Annotated in this window: 25 protein-coding genes and 2 tRNA genes; 5 read left to right on the top strand and 22 right to left on the bottom strand. The window is 60.1% G+C overall.

What is annotated here, in order from left to right:
- From HL45_RS04320 to HL45_RS04220, 21 genes are read right to left on the bottom strand one after another with little or no spacing between them, the layout of a single operon-like run.
- A complete protein-coding gene (locus HL45_RS04320) occupies positions 1-555 on the bottom strand; it encodes a 50S ribosomal protein L18 (RefSeq protein WP_049969858.1) in 555 nt (184 codons plus the stop codon).
- Positions 556-557: 2 nt separating this feature from the next.
- Positions 558-998 (bottom strand): 50S ribosomal protein L19e, encoded by a 441-nt coding sequence (locus HL45_RS04315; protein ID WP_049969857.1) that lies wholly within the window; start codon positions 996-998, stop codon positions 558-560.
- Complete coding sequence (locus tag HL45_RS04310; protein WP_049969856.1) at positions 995-1,696, bottom strand: 50S ribosomal protein L32e; 702 nt, start codon at positions 1,694-1,696, stop codon at positions 995-997. Before HL45_RS04310 ends, HL45_RS04315 begins: the two co-directional genes overlap by 4 nt.
- 3 nt (positions 1,697-1,699) lie before the next feature.
- Complete coding sequence (locus HL45_RS04305; protein ID WP_049969855.1) at positions 1,700-2,236, bottom strand: 50S ribosomal protein L6; 537 nt, start codon at positions 2,234-2,236, stop codon at positions 1,700-1,702.
- A 4-nt stretch (positions 2,237-2,240) separates the two neighbouring features.
- On the bottom strand, positions 2,241-2,633 hold the full coding sequence (locus tag HL45_RS04300; RefSeq protein WP_049969854.1) for a 30S ribosomal protein S8: 393 nt from the start codon (positions 2,631-2,633) through the stop codon (positions 2,241-2,243).
- Between the two features lie 2 nt (positions 2,634-2,635).
- Positions 2,636-2,812: a 30S ribosomal protein S14 gene (locus HL45_RS04295; protein WP_049969853.1), complete on the bottom strand. Its 177-nt coding sequence runs from the start codon at positions 2,810-2,812 to the stop codon at positions 2,636-2,638.
- Positions 2,809-3,333 carry a 50S ribosomal protein L5 gene (locus tag HL45_RS04290; protein WP_049969852.1) on the bottom strand — a complete coding sequence of 175 codons (525 nt, stop codon included), beginning with the start codon at positions 3,331-3,333 and terminating at the stop codon, positions 2,809-2,811. Before HL45_RS04290 ends, HL45_RS04295 begins: the two co-directional genes overlap by 4 nt.
- Positions 3,330-4,031 (bottom strand): 30S ribosomal protein S4e, encoded by a 702-nt coding sequence (locus HL45_RS04285; RefSeq protein ID WP_049969851.1) that lies wholly within the window; start codon positions 4,029-4,031, stop codon positions 3,330-3,332. The genes HL45_RS04290 and HL45_RS04285 overlap by 4 nt, the downstream gene beginning before the upstream one ends.
- Positions 4,028-4,384 (bottom strand): 50S ribosomal protein L24, encoded by a 357-nt coding sequence (rplX, locus tag HL45_RS04280; protein ID WP_049969850.1) that lies wholly within the window; start codon positions 4,382-4,384, stop codon positions 4,028-4,030. Before rplX ends, HL45_RS04285 begins: the two co-directional genes overlap by 4 nt.
- Positions 4,381-4,779, bottom strand: a complete 399-nt coding sequence (locus HL45_RS04275) for a 50S ribosomal protein L14 (protein ID WP_049969849.1) — start codon at positions 4,777-4,779, stop codon at positions 4,381-4,383. The genes rplX and HL45_RS04275 overlap by 4 nt, the downstream gene beginning before the upstream one ends.
- Positions 4,779-5,123 (bottom strand): 30S ribosomal protein S17, encoded by a 345-nt coding sequence (locus tag HL45_RS04270; protein WP_049969848.1) that lies wholly within the window; start codon positions 5,121-5,123, stop codon positions 4,779-4,781. Before HL45_RS04270 ends, HL45_RS04275 begins: the two co-directional genes overlap by 1 nt.
- Positions 5,114-5,497 carry a ribonuclease P protein component 1 gene (locus tag HL45_RS04265; RefSeq protein WP_049969847.1) on the bottom strand — a complete coding sequence of 128 codons (384 nt, stop codon included), beginning with the start codon at positions 5,495-5,497 and terminating at the stop codon, positions 5,114-5,116. The genes HL45_RS04270 and HL45_RS04265 overlap by 10 nt, the downstream gene beginning before the upstream one ends.
- Before the next feature lie 2 nt (positions 5,498-5,499).
- A complete protein-coding gene (gene rpmC / locus HL45_RS04260) occupies positions 5,500-5,712 on the bottom strand; it encodes a 50S ribosomal protein L29 (protein WP_049969846.1) in 213 nt (70 codons plus the stop codon).
- Entirely contained in the window at positions 5,712-6,602 is an 891-nt protein-coding gene (locus tag HL45_RS04255; RefSeq protein ID WP_049969845.1) for a 30S ribosomal protein S3, read from the bottom strand. Before HL45_RS04255 ends, rpmC begins: the two co-directional genes overlap by 1 nt.
- Entirely contained in the window at positions 6,602-7,063 is a 462-nt protein-coding gene (locus tag HL45_RS04250; protein ID WP_049969844.1) for a 50S ribosomal protein L22, read from the bottom strand. The genes HL45_RS04255 and HL45_RS04250 overlap by 1 nt, the downstream gene beginning before the upstream one ends.
- Positions 7,064-7,066: 3 nt before the next feature.
- Complete coding sequence (locus HL45_RS04245; protein ID WP_049969843.1) at positions 7,067-7,492, bottom strand: 30S ribosomal protein S19; 426 nt, start codon at positions 7,490-7,492, stop codon at positions 7,067-7,069.
- Positions 7,489-8,211: a 50S ribosomal protein L2 gene (locus tag HL45_RS04240; RefSeq protein WP_049969842.1), complete on the bottom strand. Its 723-nt coding sequence runs from the start codon at positions 8,209-8,211 to the stop codon at positions 7,489-7,491. Before HL45_RS04240 ends, HL45_RS04245 begins: the two co-directional genes overlap by 4 nt.
- Before the next feature lie 2 nt (positions 8,212-8,213).
- Positions 8,214-8,465: a 50S ribosomal protein L23 gene (locus tag HL45_RS04235; RefSeq protein ID WP_049969841.1), complete on the bottom strand. Its 252-nt coding sequence runs from the start codon at positions 8,463-8,465 to the stop codon at positions 8,214-8,216.
- Positions 8,462-9,208 carry a 50S ribosomal protein L4 gene (gene rpl4p / locus HL45_RS04230; RefSeq protein WP_049969840.1) on the bottom strand — a complete coding sequence of 249 codons (747 nt, stop codon included), beginning with the start codon at positions 9,206-9,208 and terminating at the stop codon, positions 8,462-8,464. The genes HL45_RS04235 and rpl4p overlap by 4 nt, the downstream gene beginning before the upstream one ends.
- A gap of 3 nt (positions 9,209-9,211) precedes the next feature.
- Positions 9,212-10,228, bottom strand: a complete 1,017-nt coding sequence (locus HL45_RS04225) for a 50S ribosomal protein L3 (RefSeq protein ID WP_049969839.1) — start codon at positions 10,226-10,228, stop codon at positions 9,212-9,214.
- Positions 10,229-10,232: 4 nt separating this feature from the next.
- Positions 10,233-11,075: a putative RNA uridine N3 methyltransferase gene (locus tag HL45_RS04220; protein ID WP_049969838.1), complete on the bottom strand. Its 843-nt coding sequence runs from the start codon at positions 11,073-11,075 to the stop codon at positions 10,233-10,235.
- Between the two features lie 211 nt (positions 11,076-11,286).
- Between HL45_RS04220 and HL45_RS04215 the strand changes: the two genes are divergently transcribed.
- The 5 genes from HL45_RS04215 (at position 11,287) to HL45_RS04195 (ending at position 13,641) form a co-directional block, all read left to right on the top strand.
- Positions 11,287-11,357, top strand: a tRNA-Gly gene (locus tag HL45_RS04215).
- A 345-nt stretch (positions 11,358-11,702) separates the two neighbouring features.
- Positions 11,703-11,773: transfer RNA gene (locus HL45_RS04210), tRNA-Gly, on the top strand.
- A gap of 190 nt (positions 11,774-11,963) precedes the next feature.
- On the top strand, positions 11,964-12,413 hold the full coding sequence (locus HL45_RS04205; RefSeq protein WP_049969837.1) for a pyridoxamine 5'-phosphate oxidase family protein: 450 nt from the start codon (positions 11,964-11,966) through the stop codon (positions 12,411-12,413).
- A gap of 193 nt (positions 12,414-12,606) precedes the next feature.
- Positions 12,607-13,275 (top strand): DNA starvation/stationary phase protection protein Dps, encoded by a 669-nt coding sequence (gene dps, locus HL45_RS04200; RefSeq protein WP_084156789.1) that lies wholly within the window; start codon positions 12,607-12,609, stop codon positions 13,273-13,275.
- A 54-nt stretch (positions 13,276-13,329) separates the two neighbouring features.
- Positions 13,330-13,641, top strand: coding sequence for an MTH1187 family thiamine-binding protein (locus HL45_RS04195; RefSeq protein WP_049969836.1), 312 nt, complete (start codon positions 13,330-13,332; stop codon positions 13,639-13,641).
- A gap of 105 nt (positions 13,642-13,746) precedes the next feature.
- Here the strand turns inward: HL45_RS04195 and HL45_RS04190 are convergent, their stop codons facing one another.
- Positions 13,747-15,246: a TrkH family potassium uptake protein gene (locus HL45_RS04190; RefSeq protein WP_049969835.1), complete on the bottom strand. Its 1,500-nt coding sequence runs from the start codon at positions 15,244-15,246 to the stop codon at positions 13,747-13,749.
- Positions 15,247-15,284: the final 38 nt, after the last annotated feature.

Here is a 15,284-nt window from a genome sequence, read left to right as displayed (position 1 = left end):
TTATTCGTCCTCCTGGAGGGTAGAGAGCACTTCGTCGAAGTGCTCAGGTAGTTCGGTGGCGTCGAAATCGCCGCCGTACAGCGAGTCGTCTAGCTGTTCTGCGTACTCGGCGATGTGTTCGCCGCGGTTACGCGACCAGTCAGCCAGCACGCTGTCGTTGTGCGGGATGTCGAGGCCAGCGTCGATTGCACCTTCCTGTACTGCGAATGCCTTGCTACCGGGGGTTGCCGTGTTGAGGCCGATGTCGAGGACTGCTTCCTCGTAGTCGGCGTCAAGTGCGCGTTTGCCGAGCAGGTATCCAGTGAGGTACGCGCTGGGGAGGTTGCCCGTCGGGGCTTCCCAGCCGTACTCCTCCAGATCGCCGGAGAACGCACTTGCAACCGTATTGTCGCCGTCGGGACCCATCGTGACCAGCTGCGCCCTGACGTGCTGGTTGCTCTTCCGAGCGACCAGGCGGGGCTTGCCCGATTTCAGCAGGCGCAACCTCTGATGGTAGTCAGTTCGGACCTCGCGGCGTCGGCGCATCGGCACCTTGTATCGTGGTCCAGTTGCCATTGTTAGTAGTTGTTCTCGATGTAGTTGAGCAGATACTGCACGCTACGGAACTCGCCACCCTTGGACTTGTCGTAGAGGTCGCGGTACTGCGACTTCGTGATTTCGCCCTCGGAACGGAGTTCACGCAGTTTGCGTCTCTGCGCGCGGATTTGGTTCTGCCACTCCTCTTTGGAGTCCTTGCGGCCGCCCTTCTTCCCCTTCCGGGTGCCCGGTCCCTTGCGGTGACCGTATTTGCGCTTCGCTTTGCGCTCGCGGGCGCGGCCGCGGGAGTTGCTCTTTGCGTCTTTCGCCTGAATCGACCCGTCGTCGACGAGTTCGCGGATGTCTTCGCGGGTAATCGCGTCCGCGATGGCACCCTGCGCGTCGGGGTCGAACCAAACGCGGTTCTTCCCGACGTCGAGCACGTCAGCGGCGAGTCGCTTCTGTGCACTCAGGTCACTCATTCTTCTACCTCCACTTCGACGTAGGTCGGGTTGAGGACACGAATGCCCTCTTCCTCGGCGACTTCCTCGATACGCTCGCGTTTGCGAGCACCGACTTTCGAGGCGATACGAACCGCTTCCGTGTCGCCGTCCACGCCGTCTAAGTCGTCGACGTTGTGGACGTGAACCTCGTCGAATCCGCTCGGGTGTTTGCCCCGGACGGATTTCGGCGTGCGGTAGCCCGCCTCGACCATGTCGCCTTTGCCCTTGATGCCGCGGCGTTGCTTGCTCAGCGCACCGCGGGGCTTGCGCCACGATTTGGGCGTCCGCTTTTTCTTGTGGTAGTCCTGTCGATTGAACTGCGGTTTGCCTTCGCGTTTGCGCTGTTGGAGAAGTCGCGCTTCCTCGTCTTCGAGGCTTGGCGTCTTCTCGGTCAGGCCGCGTGGTTGCAGTTCGGTTTCGACATCTTCGTCCGGTTCCTCTTCCTCTGCCTCGTCGTCCTCGATTTCGGCTTCGGTTTCCTCTTCGACTTCGAGGGCACCGACGTCCGCTTTGATACGGGCGGCGAGTGCGTTGCCGATTCCATCGACTTCGGCGAGGTCGTCCTGACTGGCACTGGCGATGTCCTTGACGGACTCGTAGCCCGCGTCGCGGAGCGACTCGGCCTTGCTATCGCCAACACCGCTGACGTCTTCTATCTGTTCTGGTTCGTCTGCCATCTATCAGGCACCTCCTGTAGACGGCTTTTCCGTGATGTAGACGCCGTCTTGGAACACGCGCGTGTCTTTGCCGCTCACGCGAGTGAGTTGTTCGATGTCCGCGGCGGTCTGGCCCACGTCTTCGATGCTGGGGCCGCGCAGGGAGAGTTCCTCGTCGCTGACTTCAACGGTGGTGTCCCCGTGGATGTTCGTCTTACGGGGCGCTTTCTCACCGAGGAAGTTCTCGATGACGACTGCGTCGCCCTCGGAACGAACCTGCATCGGGAAGTGAGAGTAGAAGACTTCCATCTTGTACTCCCACTCCTCGGACACGCCGTGAATCATGTTTCGTGCGTGGCTCTCGAACGTTCCCATCGTCGCCTTCGTTTTGGCGTCGGTGGAATCGCTCTCGATGACTACTGCGTTGTCCTCAACGCTGACAGTGATGTCTGGGTACCAGAGCCGTCGCGTAACGGTTCCTTCCGGTCCATCAACGGTCAGGTCGAGGTGGTCTACGTCAGCGGTCACCTCGTCCGGAATTTCGATTTCTACTCGTGGCATGGTTCTAGTAGACGTAGGCGATGACTTGGCCACCGATTCCCTGTTCGCGGGCCTCGTAGTGGCTCATGACGCCGTGGCTGGTCGTGACGACGAGTGACCCGTAATCTTGGGCCGGGAGGAATCGTTTCTCCCACTTCTCGAAGTCGTCTTTGCCCGCGGAGTACCGGGGCTTGACCGCGCCACATTCGTTGATTGCGCCTTTTAGTTCGACCTCGAAGTGACCGGCTTTGCCGTCGTCGACGAACTCGAAGCCGTCGATGTACCCGTGGTCGTAAAAGACCTCAAGTACGCTGCCGATCTCGTTCGAGGCGGGCTGTACCGTGTGGGACAGATGACCGACACTCTCGGCATTGTCCACGCCTGAGAGTGCGTTGCTGAGTGGGTCGTTTCCTGCCATGGTTATCGGTACTTCTTGAATCCCATGTCGCGTGCAATCTCGCGGAAGCACTGGCGACACAGATTGATGTCGTATTTTCCGACCAGACCTTGCTTTCGACCGCAGCGCTGGCACGTTTCGATTTGTCCAGTGCGTTTGGCCGTCTGCTCGCCGGTCGCGTCGTTCTCACTTTCGCTCATTCGTCCACCTCAACGTCGAAGTTGGCTTCGATGAACGCCGTTGCGTCCTCAGCCGTCAGTCGGTGGTTCGACGGAATCTGGCGGGACACCTTGTCGCGCTTTGCGACGCGGTAGCCCGGTCGGACGAGGTTGACGGTCACGTCAAGCCCGTAGATTCCGACGTTCGGATCGTATTCCTGACTCGGGAACTCGGTGTGTTCATCGACACCGAAGCTGAAGTTCCCTGTCTCGTCGAACTGCGATTTCGAGAGACTGGAAAGCGGCAGTGCAGTGTCGAGGAACTCGTGTGCGGTTTCGCCACGAAGCGTGACCTTCGCACCGATTGGGTCGCCCTGACGGATGCCGAAGTCCGGAAGCGTGGAGTTCGCCAGCGTGCGGACGCTCTCCTGTTCGGTCACGTCTTCTAAGATTTCCTCGGCGTTGGCGAGTTCTCGACCACCTTCACCGACGCCCATGTGGACGACGACTTTCTCCACTTTCGGCTCTCGCATCTCGTGGAAGTCGGCCTCGGCTTCGCTCATTCGTCATCACCCGTGAAGTTCTCGTCGATGACGACGAGGTACTCTTCGACGGTTTCGAACGTGGCGTCGTCACCGTCGACGGTGACGGTGTTCGAACCGCTTCCGGGCGTCACCGTGATGTCGGTGACTTCGCCGATTTCGCCCGCGTGCTGACCGCGGACGGCAGTGACGAGACAGCCTTCCTCGTATGGGAAGTGAGCGAGAATGTCTTTCTCCTCGGTTCCCACGACGATGGAGTCTTTCGTGCTGTAGTCGTCGGCGTCGTCCACGCGGAGATTGCTTCCGTCGTGGAGGTTGAGTTGCGTTTCGCCACCGGACACCTGCGTCTTGTCGTCGATTTTCGCCAGTCGGCCGTCCGCCGCATCTGCGTCGATGGGGGTCAGCGCGAGGCGTCCACCTTCGTCGGGGAAGACGCGGTAGTACTCTTCGCGTTCGGTGAACGCGATGATGTCGAACATGCCGATGGGTCGCTGTTCGTCGCTGATTGCCTCGCCGTTCACGAGAACGGAATCCTGGTTGAGCGCGTAGCGGGCTTCCTTCTTCGAGTTCGTGTAGCCCAGTACGTCCCGCAGAATGATGAGGAGCGGGACACCGTCACGCCCGTGCGGGCCAGCGCCGGCCTTCACGGTGAACGTGGCGGTCTTTCGTTCGACCGGCCAGGAGTTCGGAACGGAGAGTCGTTTCTGATGGTTGCTCATTCGGTATCACCTTCCAGACGCGCCTCGCGGCGGTCGTCTTCGAGGTTGAGGTCGGTCACGCGAACGTTGCTCGTGTCGAGCGGACGCGGAACGTCCTCGCCGTCTGCTTTTTCGAGGATGACTTCCTCGACGTGGATGACTGAATTCTTCATATCCACTTCGAGCACTTCGCCCTCTTCGCCGGCGAAATCGCCGCGCATGACCTCGACCGTGTCGCCCGCGTTGACGCGGACGCTTCGCTGACCGTACTCCTCGCGGAGGTCGTCGGACAGCGTCGCTTTGACCTGCTGATGCCGCTGGTGAAGCGGGGCGCGTTCGGTCTGGTTTCGCTGTTTGCGTGGTTGTCGGGTCATACTATCATCGTAGCTGTGCTTGCAATACTTCCGAACCGCTCGGCGACTTCTTGCGCGATGGGACCTTTGATCTCCGTCCCTCGCGGCTCTTCGACGTCGTCGATAACGACGGCAGCGTTGTCTTCAAATTTGACACGCGTGCCGTCCGGTCGGCGGATGGATTTGCGCTGTCGAATGATGACGGCTTCCAGCACCTGACGCCGCATCTCGGGCGTCCCCTTCGTGACGGACACGGTGATTTTGTCACCGATGCCTGCCTTCGGGTGGCGGCTCTTCGTGCCGTGGTAGCCGGAGACGCTGATGACTTTCAGCTCGCGTGCGCCGGTGTTGTCGGCACAGTTGAGCAGGGAGCCTTTCTCGACGCCCTGCGTCACGTCAGCTTTCAGCGCTTCCATTAGTTGTCACCTCCCTCCGTGGCGTCGTCCGCCACGGTCTCGATGACGACGTGTGATTTCGTCTTCGAGAGCGGTCGGGTTTCTGCGATACGAACCGTTTCGCCGACTTCGAGAGTCAGGCACTCCGGCGCGTGGGCCGGAACGCGGGAGCGACGTTTCATTTGCCGGTCGTATTTCGGCACTGTAACGTCGTACTCTCGCTCGACGACAACGGTCTTTTCCATGTCGGTGGAGGCGACCTCTCCTTCGAGAATCTGTCCGCGCACGGAAAGCGTTCCGTGGAACGGGCAGTCCTCGTCGGAGCATGTCTCCTCCGGTTCTGGTACGTTCAATCCTAACGCCATTTCGAATTACCTCCTGCTTCGGTACGCAATGCGGGTCGTGAGAGCAGTGTGAATCCATCCACCGTAACGTAGGCTCCGCCCTCGCAGAAGCCAGACTGACCGGAGTTCCCTCCGGCAGTTTCCGACTCCCGTTTGGACGGAGTCCCCGTTCCTTCGCAGGAAACGGCGGCTTCATCTGTGAGTCTGAACTCGAATCTCGTGCCCTGCTTTGGTACCTGCCACGACCGAGACGCAGACTCGACGGTAAGCGTGCGCATCGTTTCGGACACGACCTGACCCTCGATACCTTCGAGAGCGGGATTCGTGGCTGAAACGACTCGCACGGGTAGACCGGCGAGTTCGTGTTTCGTGAGCGTCTCGGCTGTCAGTGGCATGGTTACTCTTCCGTAGAGTCCCCTTCTTCTTGCTGAATCGTCTTGATTCGAGCGATAGTTCGGCGAAGTTCCTTGATGCGACCCGGATTTTCGGGTGCACCACCCGCGGCCTTGACTGCCTTCGTGTTGAGCAGTTCCGTCTCGAGTTCTTCGAGTTCTGCTTCACGCTCGGCAGGCGTCATGTCGCGGATTTCTCCAGTGTGAAGAATCGCCATTATTCTTCACTCTCCTCGTCTTCCATCTCTTCGAGCAGTTCCTCGGCTTCGGCTTCGACTTCCTCTTCGAGTTCGTCGAGTTCTTCTTCGACGGACTCGGGTTCGGAGTCGTCTGCCTCTGCCGACTCTTCCTCGATGACTTCTTCGACGATTTCTTCGTCAACTTCGGTTTCGCCGGGTTCCGGCGATTCCTCGTCGGCTTCGAGTTCTTCGAGGGTTTCCTCGTCGGGTTCCTCGATGAGAGTCGCTTGTTCGTTTGCCTCGACGGCTTCCGGGACGAGTTCTTCTGGGTTCGCACCCTCCTCGATGTGGAAGTCGTCGGGCAGGTTGGCTCCCGGCGGGATGATTTTGACGTCCACGCCGATGGTGCCGAGTTTCATCACTGCGACGCCCTGACCGTGGTCGACGATTTCCTGTGCGGGTTCACCGTTGTGTTTGATGTAGCCACGGTTGAACTTCTCCACGCGCGAACGTGCGCCCGTGACTTTCCCGGACAGGACGATTTCGGCACCAAGTGCGCCGGAATCCATGATACGGTCGATGGTCGTGTGACCTGCCTTCCGGAAGTACCAACCGCGTTCGAGCGCGTTGGCGAGTCGGTCGGCGACGATTCGGGCGTTCAGATCCGGTTCGTCAACCTCTTGAACGTCGATCTGCGGGTCGTCGAGATTGAACCGCTCGCCGAGTTCTCGGGTGATCTTCCGGATGTTCTTTCCGCCCTTTCCGATAACCATACCGGGCTTTTCGGCCTTGAGAACGATCTGTGTCCCCATCGGCGTCTTGGCGACATCCATGCCGCCGTAGCCCGCGCGACCGAGTTCTTCCGAGAAGAACTCGTCTATCTGCGAGCGCTGAAGCCCGTCTTCGATGAATTGATGTTCGTCTGCCATTATTCTTCGACCTCCTCAAGGATGAGTTCGACATCCACTTCAGGGGTGTTCCAGGCGCTTGCACGGCCGAATGCGCGAGGCTTTCGGCCCTGCACTTCGCCGACCTTATGGGCGGCGACGTGCATGATTTCCATCGACTCGCCGTCGAAGCCCTGCGCATCCGCGTTGGCGGTGACGTTGTCGAGGAGTTCGATGAACGCCTTGCTCGCCTTCTCTGGGTAGCGACCTGCGTCCCAGCCGTCGATGTCCGAGCGATGGCCGACGCCGCTGTTGTGCTGCTTAAACGGCACCGACCGCTCCTCGTTCACGACCTGCTGGAGGTACGCTTTCGCGTCCTCGGCAGTTTTGCCCTTGATTTCGCGGGCAATCGCCTTGCTGTGCTTGTGGCTCATATGCCGCTCCCGAAGCATCCCTTTCGCGGTGGTGTCCGGGTCGGCATCGACGCTGTAGCTGATTCCCATGGTTTATTTGAGTGGCACGAACTTCGAGGAGCGGGTCGCACCGATTCCTGCTTGTCCGTGTTCAACTGAATTGCGGGTCAGCTGGAACTCGCCGAGGTAGTGGCCCAACATCTCCGGCTCGATGCGGACACGTTCGAACTCACTGCCGTTGTAGACGGCGAACGTCTTGTCAACGAACGATGGAAGCACCGGCATGTCGCGCAGATGCGTCCGAATCGGGCTGTTTGCCGATTCTTCCTCGGTTTTGTTCCGGGCCTTTTCGAGCAATTTCTCCTGCTCGACGGTCAACCCGCGAAGGATGCTTCGCCGCTTGCGTGCGGGGAGCAGTTCTGCGACTTCCTCCAGGCTCATGTCCTGCAGTTCGTCAAGGTCGTAGCCGCGATAGGTGAACTCACCTTCGCGTCCGGTTCGGTATTCGTTTCCGCTCATTTGTTACCTCCACGTCCGGTTCGTTTGGACGCGATGTCTCCGACCTTTCGTCCCGGCGGGGCATCCCGCGAAACGCTTTTCGGTCGGCCGGGGTGCTGGCGGCCACCGCCACCGAATGGGTGGTCAACGGCGTTCATCGCCACACCACGCACGTTCGGCCACTTCGTGCCGCGTGCTCGCATTTTGTGATGTTTGTTACCGGCCTTGACCATCGGTTTCTCCGTTCGTCCGCCACCGGCGACGACGCCGATGGTGGCGCGGCAATCAGGCGACAAGCGCTTGATTTCGCCGCTCGGGAGTTCGACGACTGCGGCCTCTCGGTCGTGCGTGATGAGATCCGCGCTGACGCCGGAGGCGCGCGCGAACTTTCCGCCGTCACCGGGCTGGCGCTCGACGTTGCACACCGGAACCCCTTCCGGGATTTCGGCGAGCGGGAGCGTGTTGCCGGGCTTGATTTCGGCGGAGACGCCGACCTGAATCTCCTCGCCCACTCCGACGCCTTCCGGCGCGAGGACGAGTCGCTGGTCGCCATCGTCGAATTCGATGGCCGCGACTGGGGCACTGCGAGCAGGGTCGTGTTCGATGCCGACGACCGTGCCAGTGACCAAGTCGTTGTCTTCGTTCTGCTTGTGGCTCAGTTCAGCCTTGTATCGGTGCGACGGTGCGCGGAAAGTCGGTCCACCGCGACCACGTCGCTGTCCCTGAATCCTTCGTCCCATTGTCAGAACACCCCGATTCGGGAGGCGACGTCCTGCGCGTCGTCATCGTCCGACAGCGCGACGGTCGCCTTCTTTTTCCCTTTCATCGTCACTTGGGTGTTGATTTTCTCGATGGTGACTTCGTAGCGCTCTTCGACTTCGTCTCGAATCTCTGGCTTCGTGGCGTCGAGCGAAACGATAAACTGGAGCTTGTTGTCGAAGTCCATCTTGTTCATCGCCTTCTCCGTAACCCACGGATACTCTATTACGCTCATCGGTCAGCCACCTCTTCGAGTGCGCTCTCCGTCCAGACGGTGAGTCGTCCTGCTTGCGTGCCGGGTGCGAGGTCTTCCGCGTTGACCTCACGCGCCGTCGCAACGTCAGCGCCAGCGAGGTTGCGCGCCGCGCGCGATGGTTCTTCGCTGGTGACGAACAGAATCGACTTCGGCGTCTTGTACTTGCGGCCACGGGTCGTCCCGCGCCCTGCGCGAATCGTCTTGTTTTCTTCCGCGCGCGTGACGTCGGCATCAATGCCGACCGCTTCGAGGAAGGAAACGACTTCCTGCGTCTTGACGAGGTCTTCGAACTCATCGCTCACGACGAGCGGCAGTTCGGTGTCCTCGTCGAAGCGGTGTCCGCGCTCGGAGACGCGCTCTGCATCCGTCGTCGCCGCGATGGCGCCTCGGATTGCCTGCTTTCGCTCTTTCTTGTTGATGGAGAGCGTTCGGTCTTTCTCCGCCTTTGGCGGGTGTGCGACACGCCCGCCCACGGTGAATGGAACGCGAGCGGCCTTTCCGTTCGTTCGCGGGACGTGGGCCATACCGCGGCCACTGCCCGGCGACTCGGCGGAGGTCCGCATTCCGGCGTGCGGGTCGGTGCCGTAGTCTTGTTTCCGGTTTGCCTGTGCGGCGAGCACTGCACGCTTGATGAGATCCGTCCGGACAGTCGTGTCGAACACGTCCGGAAGGTCAACCGTGTCAGCTTCCTCGCCATTCAGGTCACGTACTGTTGCCTGCATGGGTTATCCCTGGTTAGACTCCGTGCTTACGTAGCGCACCTCGGGGTCGAGGCGCGGTTGGTCAGTCGGTCGAATCGCAGGGCGGAAGCGCACGAGGCGCTTGTTCGGCCCCGGAACCGAACCCTTGATGAGCGCGTACGAGCCATCGACCTCGCCGTAGTTGACGAATCCGCCGTCGACGGAGGCTTCGTCGTCGTCGCCGAGGGAGATGAGGCGCTTGTTAAGTTCGGTGCGCTGGTGGTAGCCCATCTGACCCAGCTGTGGAACCGTCGAGCGAACGCGCGACGGATTCCACGGGCCGAGGTTCCCGATGCGGCGTCTCCAGCCTTGGCGGGCGTGTTTGCCCTTCCGCTTCTGGACGCCCCATCGTTTGACGGGACCCTGCGTTCCTTTACCTTTCGTGACGCCACCGATGTCGAGGTACTCGCCTGCGCGGAACACGTCAGTGATGTCGTGTTCCCCGCCGTCTTCGAGTACGTCGAGCGCAAAGTCGGCGCGCTCCGTGAGGGAGCCGCCGCCGATGCGCGTTTCCATGACGTCCGGTCGTTTCTTCGGTACGTTCTTCAGCTCGCTTGGGACGGTGTGGGTGATGACCCGGAGGTCTGCCACGTCGCCTGCCTCGATGGCGGTGCGGAGTTCGTCCTCCGCGGAGTCGGCGTCGTGGTTTTCCGGCACGTTGAGCGTGCGGTCGAGTTCGTCGTGGAACTCGCTTCCCCACACTTCCGTCAGCGGCTTCTTCCCGTATGGCGTGTCTTCGTAGGCTCGGAGAGCGACGGCCCGCATTGGGGGCGTCTCGACGATGGTGACGGGAACGGTTTCCTCCATCCCTTCGCGGGGGGAGTTTGCTTCGTCGTTAACCATCACCACGTGGGTCATTCCTGCCTTGTAGCCCGCAAAGCCTTGGAGCGACGGCTGACCGTCGCTGTCGGGCCATGAGTTGAAGCGTGGAACCTCGCTGGTTGCACGCTTACGGGGGCCGAAGCCCAGCGAACCTTTTCGTGGTCTGCTTGTTTGTGGCATCGTATCACTCGCTGTTGAGGTTGAGGCAGGCGAGGGAAGCGAACATCGCTTCTTCAGTTCGTATGACCTCGCTGCCTTGGTTCGGAACCGTATTCAGCCAGAGGTCGAACCGGGCTGGTACGCCGGATTCGACCGCGGAGATACGCTCGGGTTCAACCCCGAGTATCTCCGGCAGTCCCCGACCGGGCGAGCCGAACACGACGGTCATGCCGTCGCGTTCGGTTTGCGCAACGATTTCGTCGAGTCGCGCCACGGAGAGCGATTCTCCGAAGCGAGACGTGGCGATTCGAACGCCAGCATCGTCGCGGTCGAGGGCCGCCGAGAGGTTCATGCGCATCACTGTGTAGCCCGACTGCGGGGCGTCCACGAGCTTCGCACGAACCGGTCTTCTCGAAGAGATCCTGACGGTAACGCGCTCCCCCTCGCCGACCGTCATTTGCGACGGGACGACGAGCGAAATCGGGTGTTGCAATCCGCAATTGACCCGGACGCGCCCTTCAGGTCCGACCTCGGTCACGATTCCCTGTCTTAACGACCCCGAATCGTCGGATTCGGAGCCGGTCTGCGATGGTGCGCGGAGCGGCGGTAGGACGCCAACATACTCCAACTCGTCTTGCTTCCCGAACGCCTCCTTTCGGAGGTATGGCGGGGTTGCGGCGTACCGGAGTACGGTTTCGACGAATCCGCCGCCCCATTTTCGCTCGCCTTCCGAATCGGGGAAGACGATGAGGTTATCTGCCCGGAAGATGGTCGCCGCGCGGGCGACGTAGCCGATTTTGCGAGTTGCCTCGCGTTTGTCTTCGGCTTCCCGGACGAGGGACGACGGGACGAGTATATTGACGGTCATACCGTGACGCTTCGACGCCTCATCACTAGACTGTAGCGAAATTTTCTCAGTGATGGTTAAAAGGGTGACGCTTCCGATTCGGGAGCGTGACGTATTCACACGCCTGAAACCCTCCGAATCAAGAGAAGTGAGAGAGTGATTCCCACACGAAGGCATTCTGACTCGCAAGTCTTATACTGTAGTCGGGAATACGAGGAAGTGCAAGCAACCTGCGCTGGTAGTGTAGTGGTATCACGTGACCTTGCCATGGTCACAACCTGGGTTCAAATCCCAGCCAGCGCATTTCTCACTGACGCAAACTCATGAGCGACGCCGCTAAGTGTCGTTCGCTACTCGCGTCAGTGGAAATCGTCCTGTGGATTTGAGCAGACAAGTCACAGCCCGCGCAGGCGAACGAAGTGAGCCGAGCAGGAATGTCTTGACGAGTTCAAATCCCTGCCAGCGCACTTTTCCCGAACATAAACCGTTGAGCGACGGCTGACCGTCGCTCGACTTCGTGTGATAATCATCCTACAGTCACCCGCGCGCGAGAACAATTAAATTTATTCTCGGCTTGCTCTCGCCACCCCGCTTGCGTAATACATTTATACCCAGCCGTGGCAAGATTGTATTGTCGAAAAACACCACGCGCTGGTAGTGTAGTGGTATCACGTGACCTTGCCATGGTCACAACCTGGGTTCAAATCCCAGCCAGCGCATTTTTGCGAACTCACAACGGCGAGCGAAGCGAGTTGTCTGTGCGCATTTCTCAACGGGACAAGTTCGTGAGCGACGCCGGTCTGCGTCGCTCACGAAACGGTTTTTCGCCACGAAAATCACCCAACATCATCCAGAACACATCCTGAAACGCACCGATTCGTTTTCTATCGGCGCGTCGTACAGCCATTTATGCAGGGGCTTCGGTGGGTGCAGATGACGGACGAAGCGGTGAACGACTTTCTCGGCGACGGCGGCACGGGCGTCATCTCGTTTTCGACGCCCGCAGACGACCCGCCGTTTACGCTCCCGGTGTCGTATGGCTACTACGAGGACACGAGCAGTTTCTACTTCCGACTCGCGTTTCCGGAGGGAAGCGGGAAGGAAGCCCTGCTCGACGACCCGATTTCGTTTGTCGTCCACGAAAAAACGGACGCAGGCTATCGGAGCGTCGTGGCGAGTGGCCAACTCGAATTGGTAGACGAGTTGCCATACGACTCCGCCGCCGCACAGCGGCTATGGGGTGTTCAAATTCCGGTGGTGGATATATTCGACCAACCGCCGGAGGACGTTCCATTTCGGCATTTTCGACTCGTTCCGGACGAACTGAGTGGCCGGAAGGAAGTGCAGTCGAACGACTGAATTGTGGTGGCAGTTACGCGTATCCACGTCCCCCACGACCCGCCCGTGACTTGTCGGGACTGCCGCCCGCATTCGTGTTGACCGCGAATTATGGCTTCTTGCGCGACGAAGGACGACAACGAGGGTGACGATGTGGTTCGTCCGCCGAAATCCTCTTGCCGGAATCCGCCGTCCAGAGCATGAGGTGGGGAGAATGAGCCGACCAGAAAACCGACCGGAGAGAAGATCGAATCGACGCGAGAATCGAGCAGACAACCAGACTGCCCGGATGTTTTTTACGCAGAACGACGTTCCCGACGACGACAGACGGGCACTCGTAGAACTACTGAATCAGGAACTCGCGGATACGACCGACTTGCTGACCCAGACGAAGTACGCACATTGGAACGTCAAGGGGATGCAGTTTTACCAACTGCATCTGCTGTTCGACGAGTTCGCAGACGTGCTGTTCGAACACGGCGACGAACTCGGCGAACGAGTGGCCGCACTCGGCGGCGAAGCGCGGGGAACGGTTCGGATGTCGTCCGCGAACTCCCGGATTCCCGAGATTCGAACCGACGTGGTCATCAGCCCGCAGTACGTCGAAGCGCTGGCCAACAACGTGTCGATTCACGCCGCGAACCTGCGTGGGGGCATCGACGCCGCGGAGACACACAACGACCAAGACACGGCCGACCTGCTCACGGAGTTATCCCGCGAAGTAGACCAGTACCTCTGGTTCCTCGAAGCGCACCTCCAGCGGGAGCCGATTCAACCCGCGGCCGAGGAGCGCGGCGGCAGGTCGGAAAGAGAGACGACACAGAACCACGGCGAACGACCGCAACGGTATCAACAGGGGACGACGCCGACGCGACAGCAGTGAACAATCCGACAGAAACCACCCACGCTTAGGTAACCGACAACCGACGAGGAGAGTATGACAGTAATCGCGCTCCTTTCAGTCGCGCCGGTCACCGAGGACAGCATGGCGGGCGAAGTCGCAAAGGCGGTGGAAGCACTGGACGAGTTCGACGTGTCCTACGAGACGAATCCGATGGGGACGGTCATCGAAGCCGATTCCACCGACGAACTGTTCGCCGCCGCACAGGCCGCACACGAGGCGGTCGATGGCGACCGGGTGAGTACGGTGTTGAAAATCGACGACAAGCGCACGAGCAACCAGCGCGCGCAGGAAAAAGTCGATGCCGTCGAGGACGTACTGGGGCGGGAAGCGAAACGCGAGCAGTGAGCGGAGACGGATCGGTTCGGCCGTCTGTGAGGGCCAACCTGTGACAATCGGCCCGAGTAGTCGGGTGTCTGCGACAACCGACTCACCCGACCCAACCGACCGTCTTCACGTTCGCCAGTAGGCAGGGGTGAGCAGGACGAGCACCGGAAGTATCTCGATTCGCCCGACCCACATCAACACGACCATCACGAGTTTTGCGGAATCCGAGAACGGCTCGTAACTCCCGAACGGCCCGGCGACACCGAATCCGGGGCCGATGTTGAGGAAGGTGGCTGCCGCCGCACCCATCGCGTCGAACTCGCCGATGTCGGGGCCGACGCGGGATGCGTCCAGCACCAAGAAAACCGTCGCGGCGGCGAAGATGACGAGAGAAATGAGCGTGTAGGCGTAGATACTGCGAACGGTCTCCTCGTCAACTGCATCGCCGCTGAGCCATACGGGACGAATCACGGATGGATGCGTCGCGGTGAACAAGTCCCGTCGAAATGCCTTTATCACGACTAGCCAGCGCAACGTCTTGATGGAACAGGTAGTGCTCCCGGCCATCCCGCCGATGAACATACAGATGAACAGCATGTGTTTCGCGGCGGCAGACCACACGTTGAAATCCACCGTCGCGTATCCCGTCGTGGTCATGATGGAGACGACCTGAAACGCGGCGTGGCGAAGTGTTGCTTCGATAGTACCGTCGAAGTCGGGGTCGTTGACGAGCAAGACACTAACGACCACGGTGAAGAGGCCGAGCAAGAAAACGTAAAATCGGAACTCCTCGCTTTGGCGGAGACGGCTAGTATCGCCCTGTAGGGTGAAATACAGCAGAATGAAACTGGTCGCACCGAGCGCCATGAACGGAATCGTCACCCACTGAATCACTGGTGAAAACGCGCCAATACTCAGCGGTTGCGGCGAAAATCCGCTCGTAGATACCGTCGTCAGCGGATGGGCGACCGCGTCGAAAAGCGTCATGTCGGGTGCGAGACCGACGATGTGGAGGCCGTAAAAGAGCGCCATCTGAAGGACGGTCAGTCCGACGTACAGCGACGACAGCAGTCGGGCGGTTTCCTCGATTCGAGGGGTCAGTTTGTGAACGTCGCGGGTTCGCGTCTCGGTTTCCATCAACTGTGCGCCACCGACGCCGAGTTCGGACAGCACCGCAGTCGCAAGGACGAGGATTCCCAATCCGCCGAGCCACTGGATGAGTTGCCGCCAGAGCATAATCGACTGTGCGTGAATCTCGAAGTCGGTGATAACCGTCGCTCCCGTCGTCGTAATTCCGCTGGTACTCTCGAACAGCGCGTTCACCGGGTTGGCGAGCGCGCCTTCACCCGCCGCGATGAACGGAATCGCCCCGATGAGCGCGATGGAAAACCACGTCAACGCGACCATCAGAAACGCTTCCCGGTGGCCGAGTGTTCGCTCCTCGGTGAGGTTTTCGAGTCCAATGCCGAGAACGAACGTGACCCCAATAGCGAGCAAGAACGGAACGAGCGATTCAGCGTACAATAGCGCGACGACGGCGGGAAGACAGAGCGGCACGGACAACCATTTCAGTATCGTTCCGACGAAACTGCAACTCGATCGCCAATCGACCCGCACCCGTACCATCGAGTTCGCGTTATCAACCCAGCATGAAAAACAATCCG

The organism is Haladaptatus cibarius D43, from assembly GCF_000710615.1.
Classification (GTDB): domain Archaea; phylum Halobacteriota; class Halobacteria; order Halobacteriales; family Haladaptataceae; genus Haladaptatus; species Haladaptatus cibarius.
This window is presented reverse-complemented; position numbering and strand designations above follow the sequence as displayed.

Excerpts from the sequence above, each read along its gene's own strand:
- HL45_RS04285 (WP_049969851.1), bottom strand. The coding sequence starts at position 4,031 with ATGAGCAACCATCAGAAACGACTCTCCGTTCCGAACTCCTGGCCGGTC.
- rpmC (WP_049969846.1), bottom strand. The coding sequence starts at position 5,712 with ATGGCGATTCTTCACACTGGAGAAATCCGCGACATGACGCCTGCCGAG.
- HL45_RS04220 (WP_049969838.1), bottom strand. The coding sequence starts at position 11,075 with ATGACCGTCAATATACTCGTCCCGTCGTCCCTCGTCCGGGAAGCCGAA.
- HL45_RS04320 (WP_049969858.1), bottom strand. The coding sequence starts at position 555 with ATGGCAACTGGACCACGATACAAGGTGCCGATGCGCCGACGCCGCGAG.
- dps (WP_084156789.1), top strand. The coding sequence starts at position 12,607 with ATGAGCCGACCAGAAAACCGACCGGAGAGAAGATCGAATCGACGCGAG.
- HL45_RS04195 (WP_049969836.1), top strand. The coding sequence starts at position 13,330 with ATGACAGTAATCGCGCTCCTTTCAGTCGCGCCGGTCACCGAGGACAGC.
- HL45_RS04225 (WP_049969839.1), bottom strand. The coding sequence starts at position 10,228 with ATGCCACAAACAAGCAGACCACGAAAAGGTTCGCTGGGCTTCGGCCCC.
- rpl4p (WP_049969840.1), bottom strand. The coding sequence starts at position 9,208 with ATGCAGGCAACAGTACGTGACCTGAATGGCGAGGAAGCTGACACGGTT.
- HL45_RS04245 (WP_049969843.1), bottom strand. The coding sequence starts at position 7,492 with ATGAGCGGAAACGAATACCGAACCGGACGCGAAGGTGAGTTCACCTAT.
- rplX (WP_049969850.1), bottom strand. The coding sequence starts at position 4,384 with ATGACCCGACAACCACGCAAACAGCGAAACCAGACCGAACGCGCCCCG.
- HL45_RS04190 (WP_049969835.1), bottom strand. The coding sequence starts at position 15,246 with ATGGTACGGGTGCGGGTCGATTGGCGATCGAGTTGCAGTTTCGTCGGA.
- HL45_RS04240 (WP_049969842.1), bottom strand. The coding sequence starts at position 8,211 with ATGGGACGAAGGATTCAGGGACAGCGACGTGGTCGCGGTGGACCGACT.
- HL45_RS04205 (WP_049969837.1), top strand. The coding sequence starts at position 11,964 with ATGCAGGGGCTTCGGTGGGTGCAGATGACGGACGAAGCGGTGAACGAC.
- HL45_RS04235 (WP_049969841.1), bottom strand. The coding sequence starts at position 8,465 with ATGAGCGTAATAGAGTATCCGTGGGTTACGGAGAAGGCGATGAACAAG.
- HL45_RS04275 (WP_049969849.1), bottom strand. The coding sequence starts at position 4,779 with ATGGAAGCGCTGAAAGCTGACGTGACGCAGGGCGTCGAGAAAGGCTCC.
- HL45_RS04310 (WP_049969856.1), bottom strand. The coding sequence starts at position 1,696 with ATGGCAGACGAACCAGAACAGATAGAAGACGTCAGCGGTGTTGGCGAT.
- HL45_RS04295 (WP_049969853.1), bottom strand. The coding sequence starts at position 2,812 with ATGAGCGAAAGTGAGAACGACGCGACCGGCGAGCAGACGGCCAAACGC.
- HL45_RS04255 (WP_049969845.1), bottom strand. The coding sequence starts at position 6,602 with ATGGCAGACGAACATCAATTCATCGAAGACGGGCTTCAGCGCTCGCAG.
- HL45_RS04250 (WP_049969844.1), bottom strand. The coding sequence starts at position 7,063 with ATGGGAATCAGCTACAGCGTCGATGCCGACCCGGACACCACCGCGAAA.
- HL45_RS04305 (WP_049969855.1), bottom strand. The coding sequence starts at position 2,236 with ATGCCACGAGTAGAAATCGAAATTCCGGACGAGGTGACCGCTGACGTA.
- HL45_RS04265 (WP_049969847.1), bottom strand. The coding sequence starts at position 5,497 with ATGCCACTGACAGCCGAGACGCTCACGAAACACGAACTCGCCGGTCTA.
- HL45_RS04315 (WP_049969857.1), bottom strand. The coding sequence starts at position 998 with ATGAGTGACCTGAGTGCACAGAAGCGACTCGCCGCTGACGTGCTCGAC.
- HL45_RS04300 (WP_049969854.1), bottom strand. The coding sequence starts at position 2,633 with ATGGCAGGAAACGACCCACTCAGCAACGCACTCTCAGGCGTGGACAAT.
- HL45_RS04270 (WP_049969848.1), bottom strand. The coding sequence starts at position 5,123 with ATGGCGTTAGGATTGAACGTACCAGAACCGGAGGAGACATGCTCCGAC.
- HL45_RS04290 (WP_049969852.1), bottom strand. The coding sequence starts at position 3,333 with ATGAGCGAAGCCGAGGCCGACTTCCACGAGATGCGAGAGCCGAAAGTG.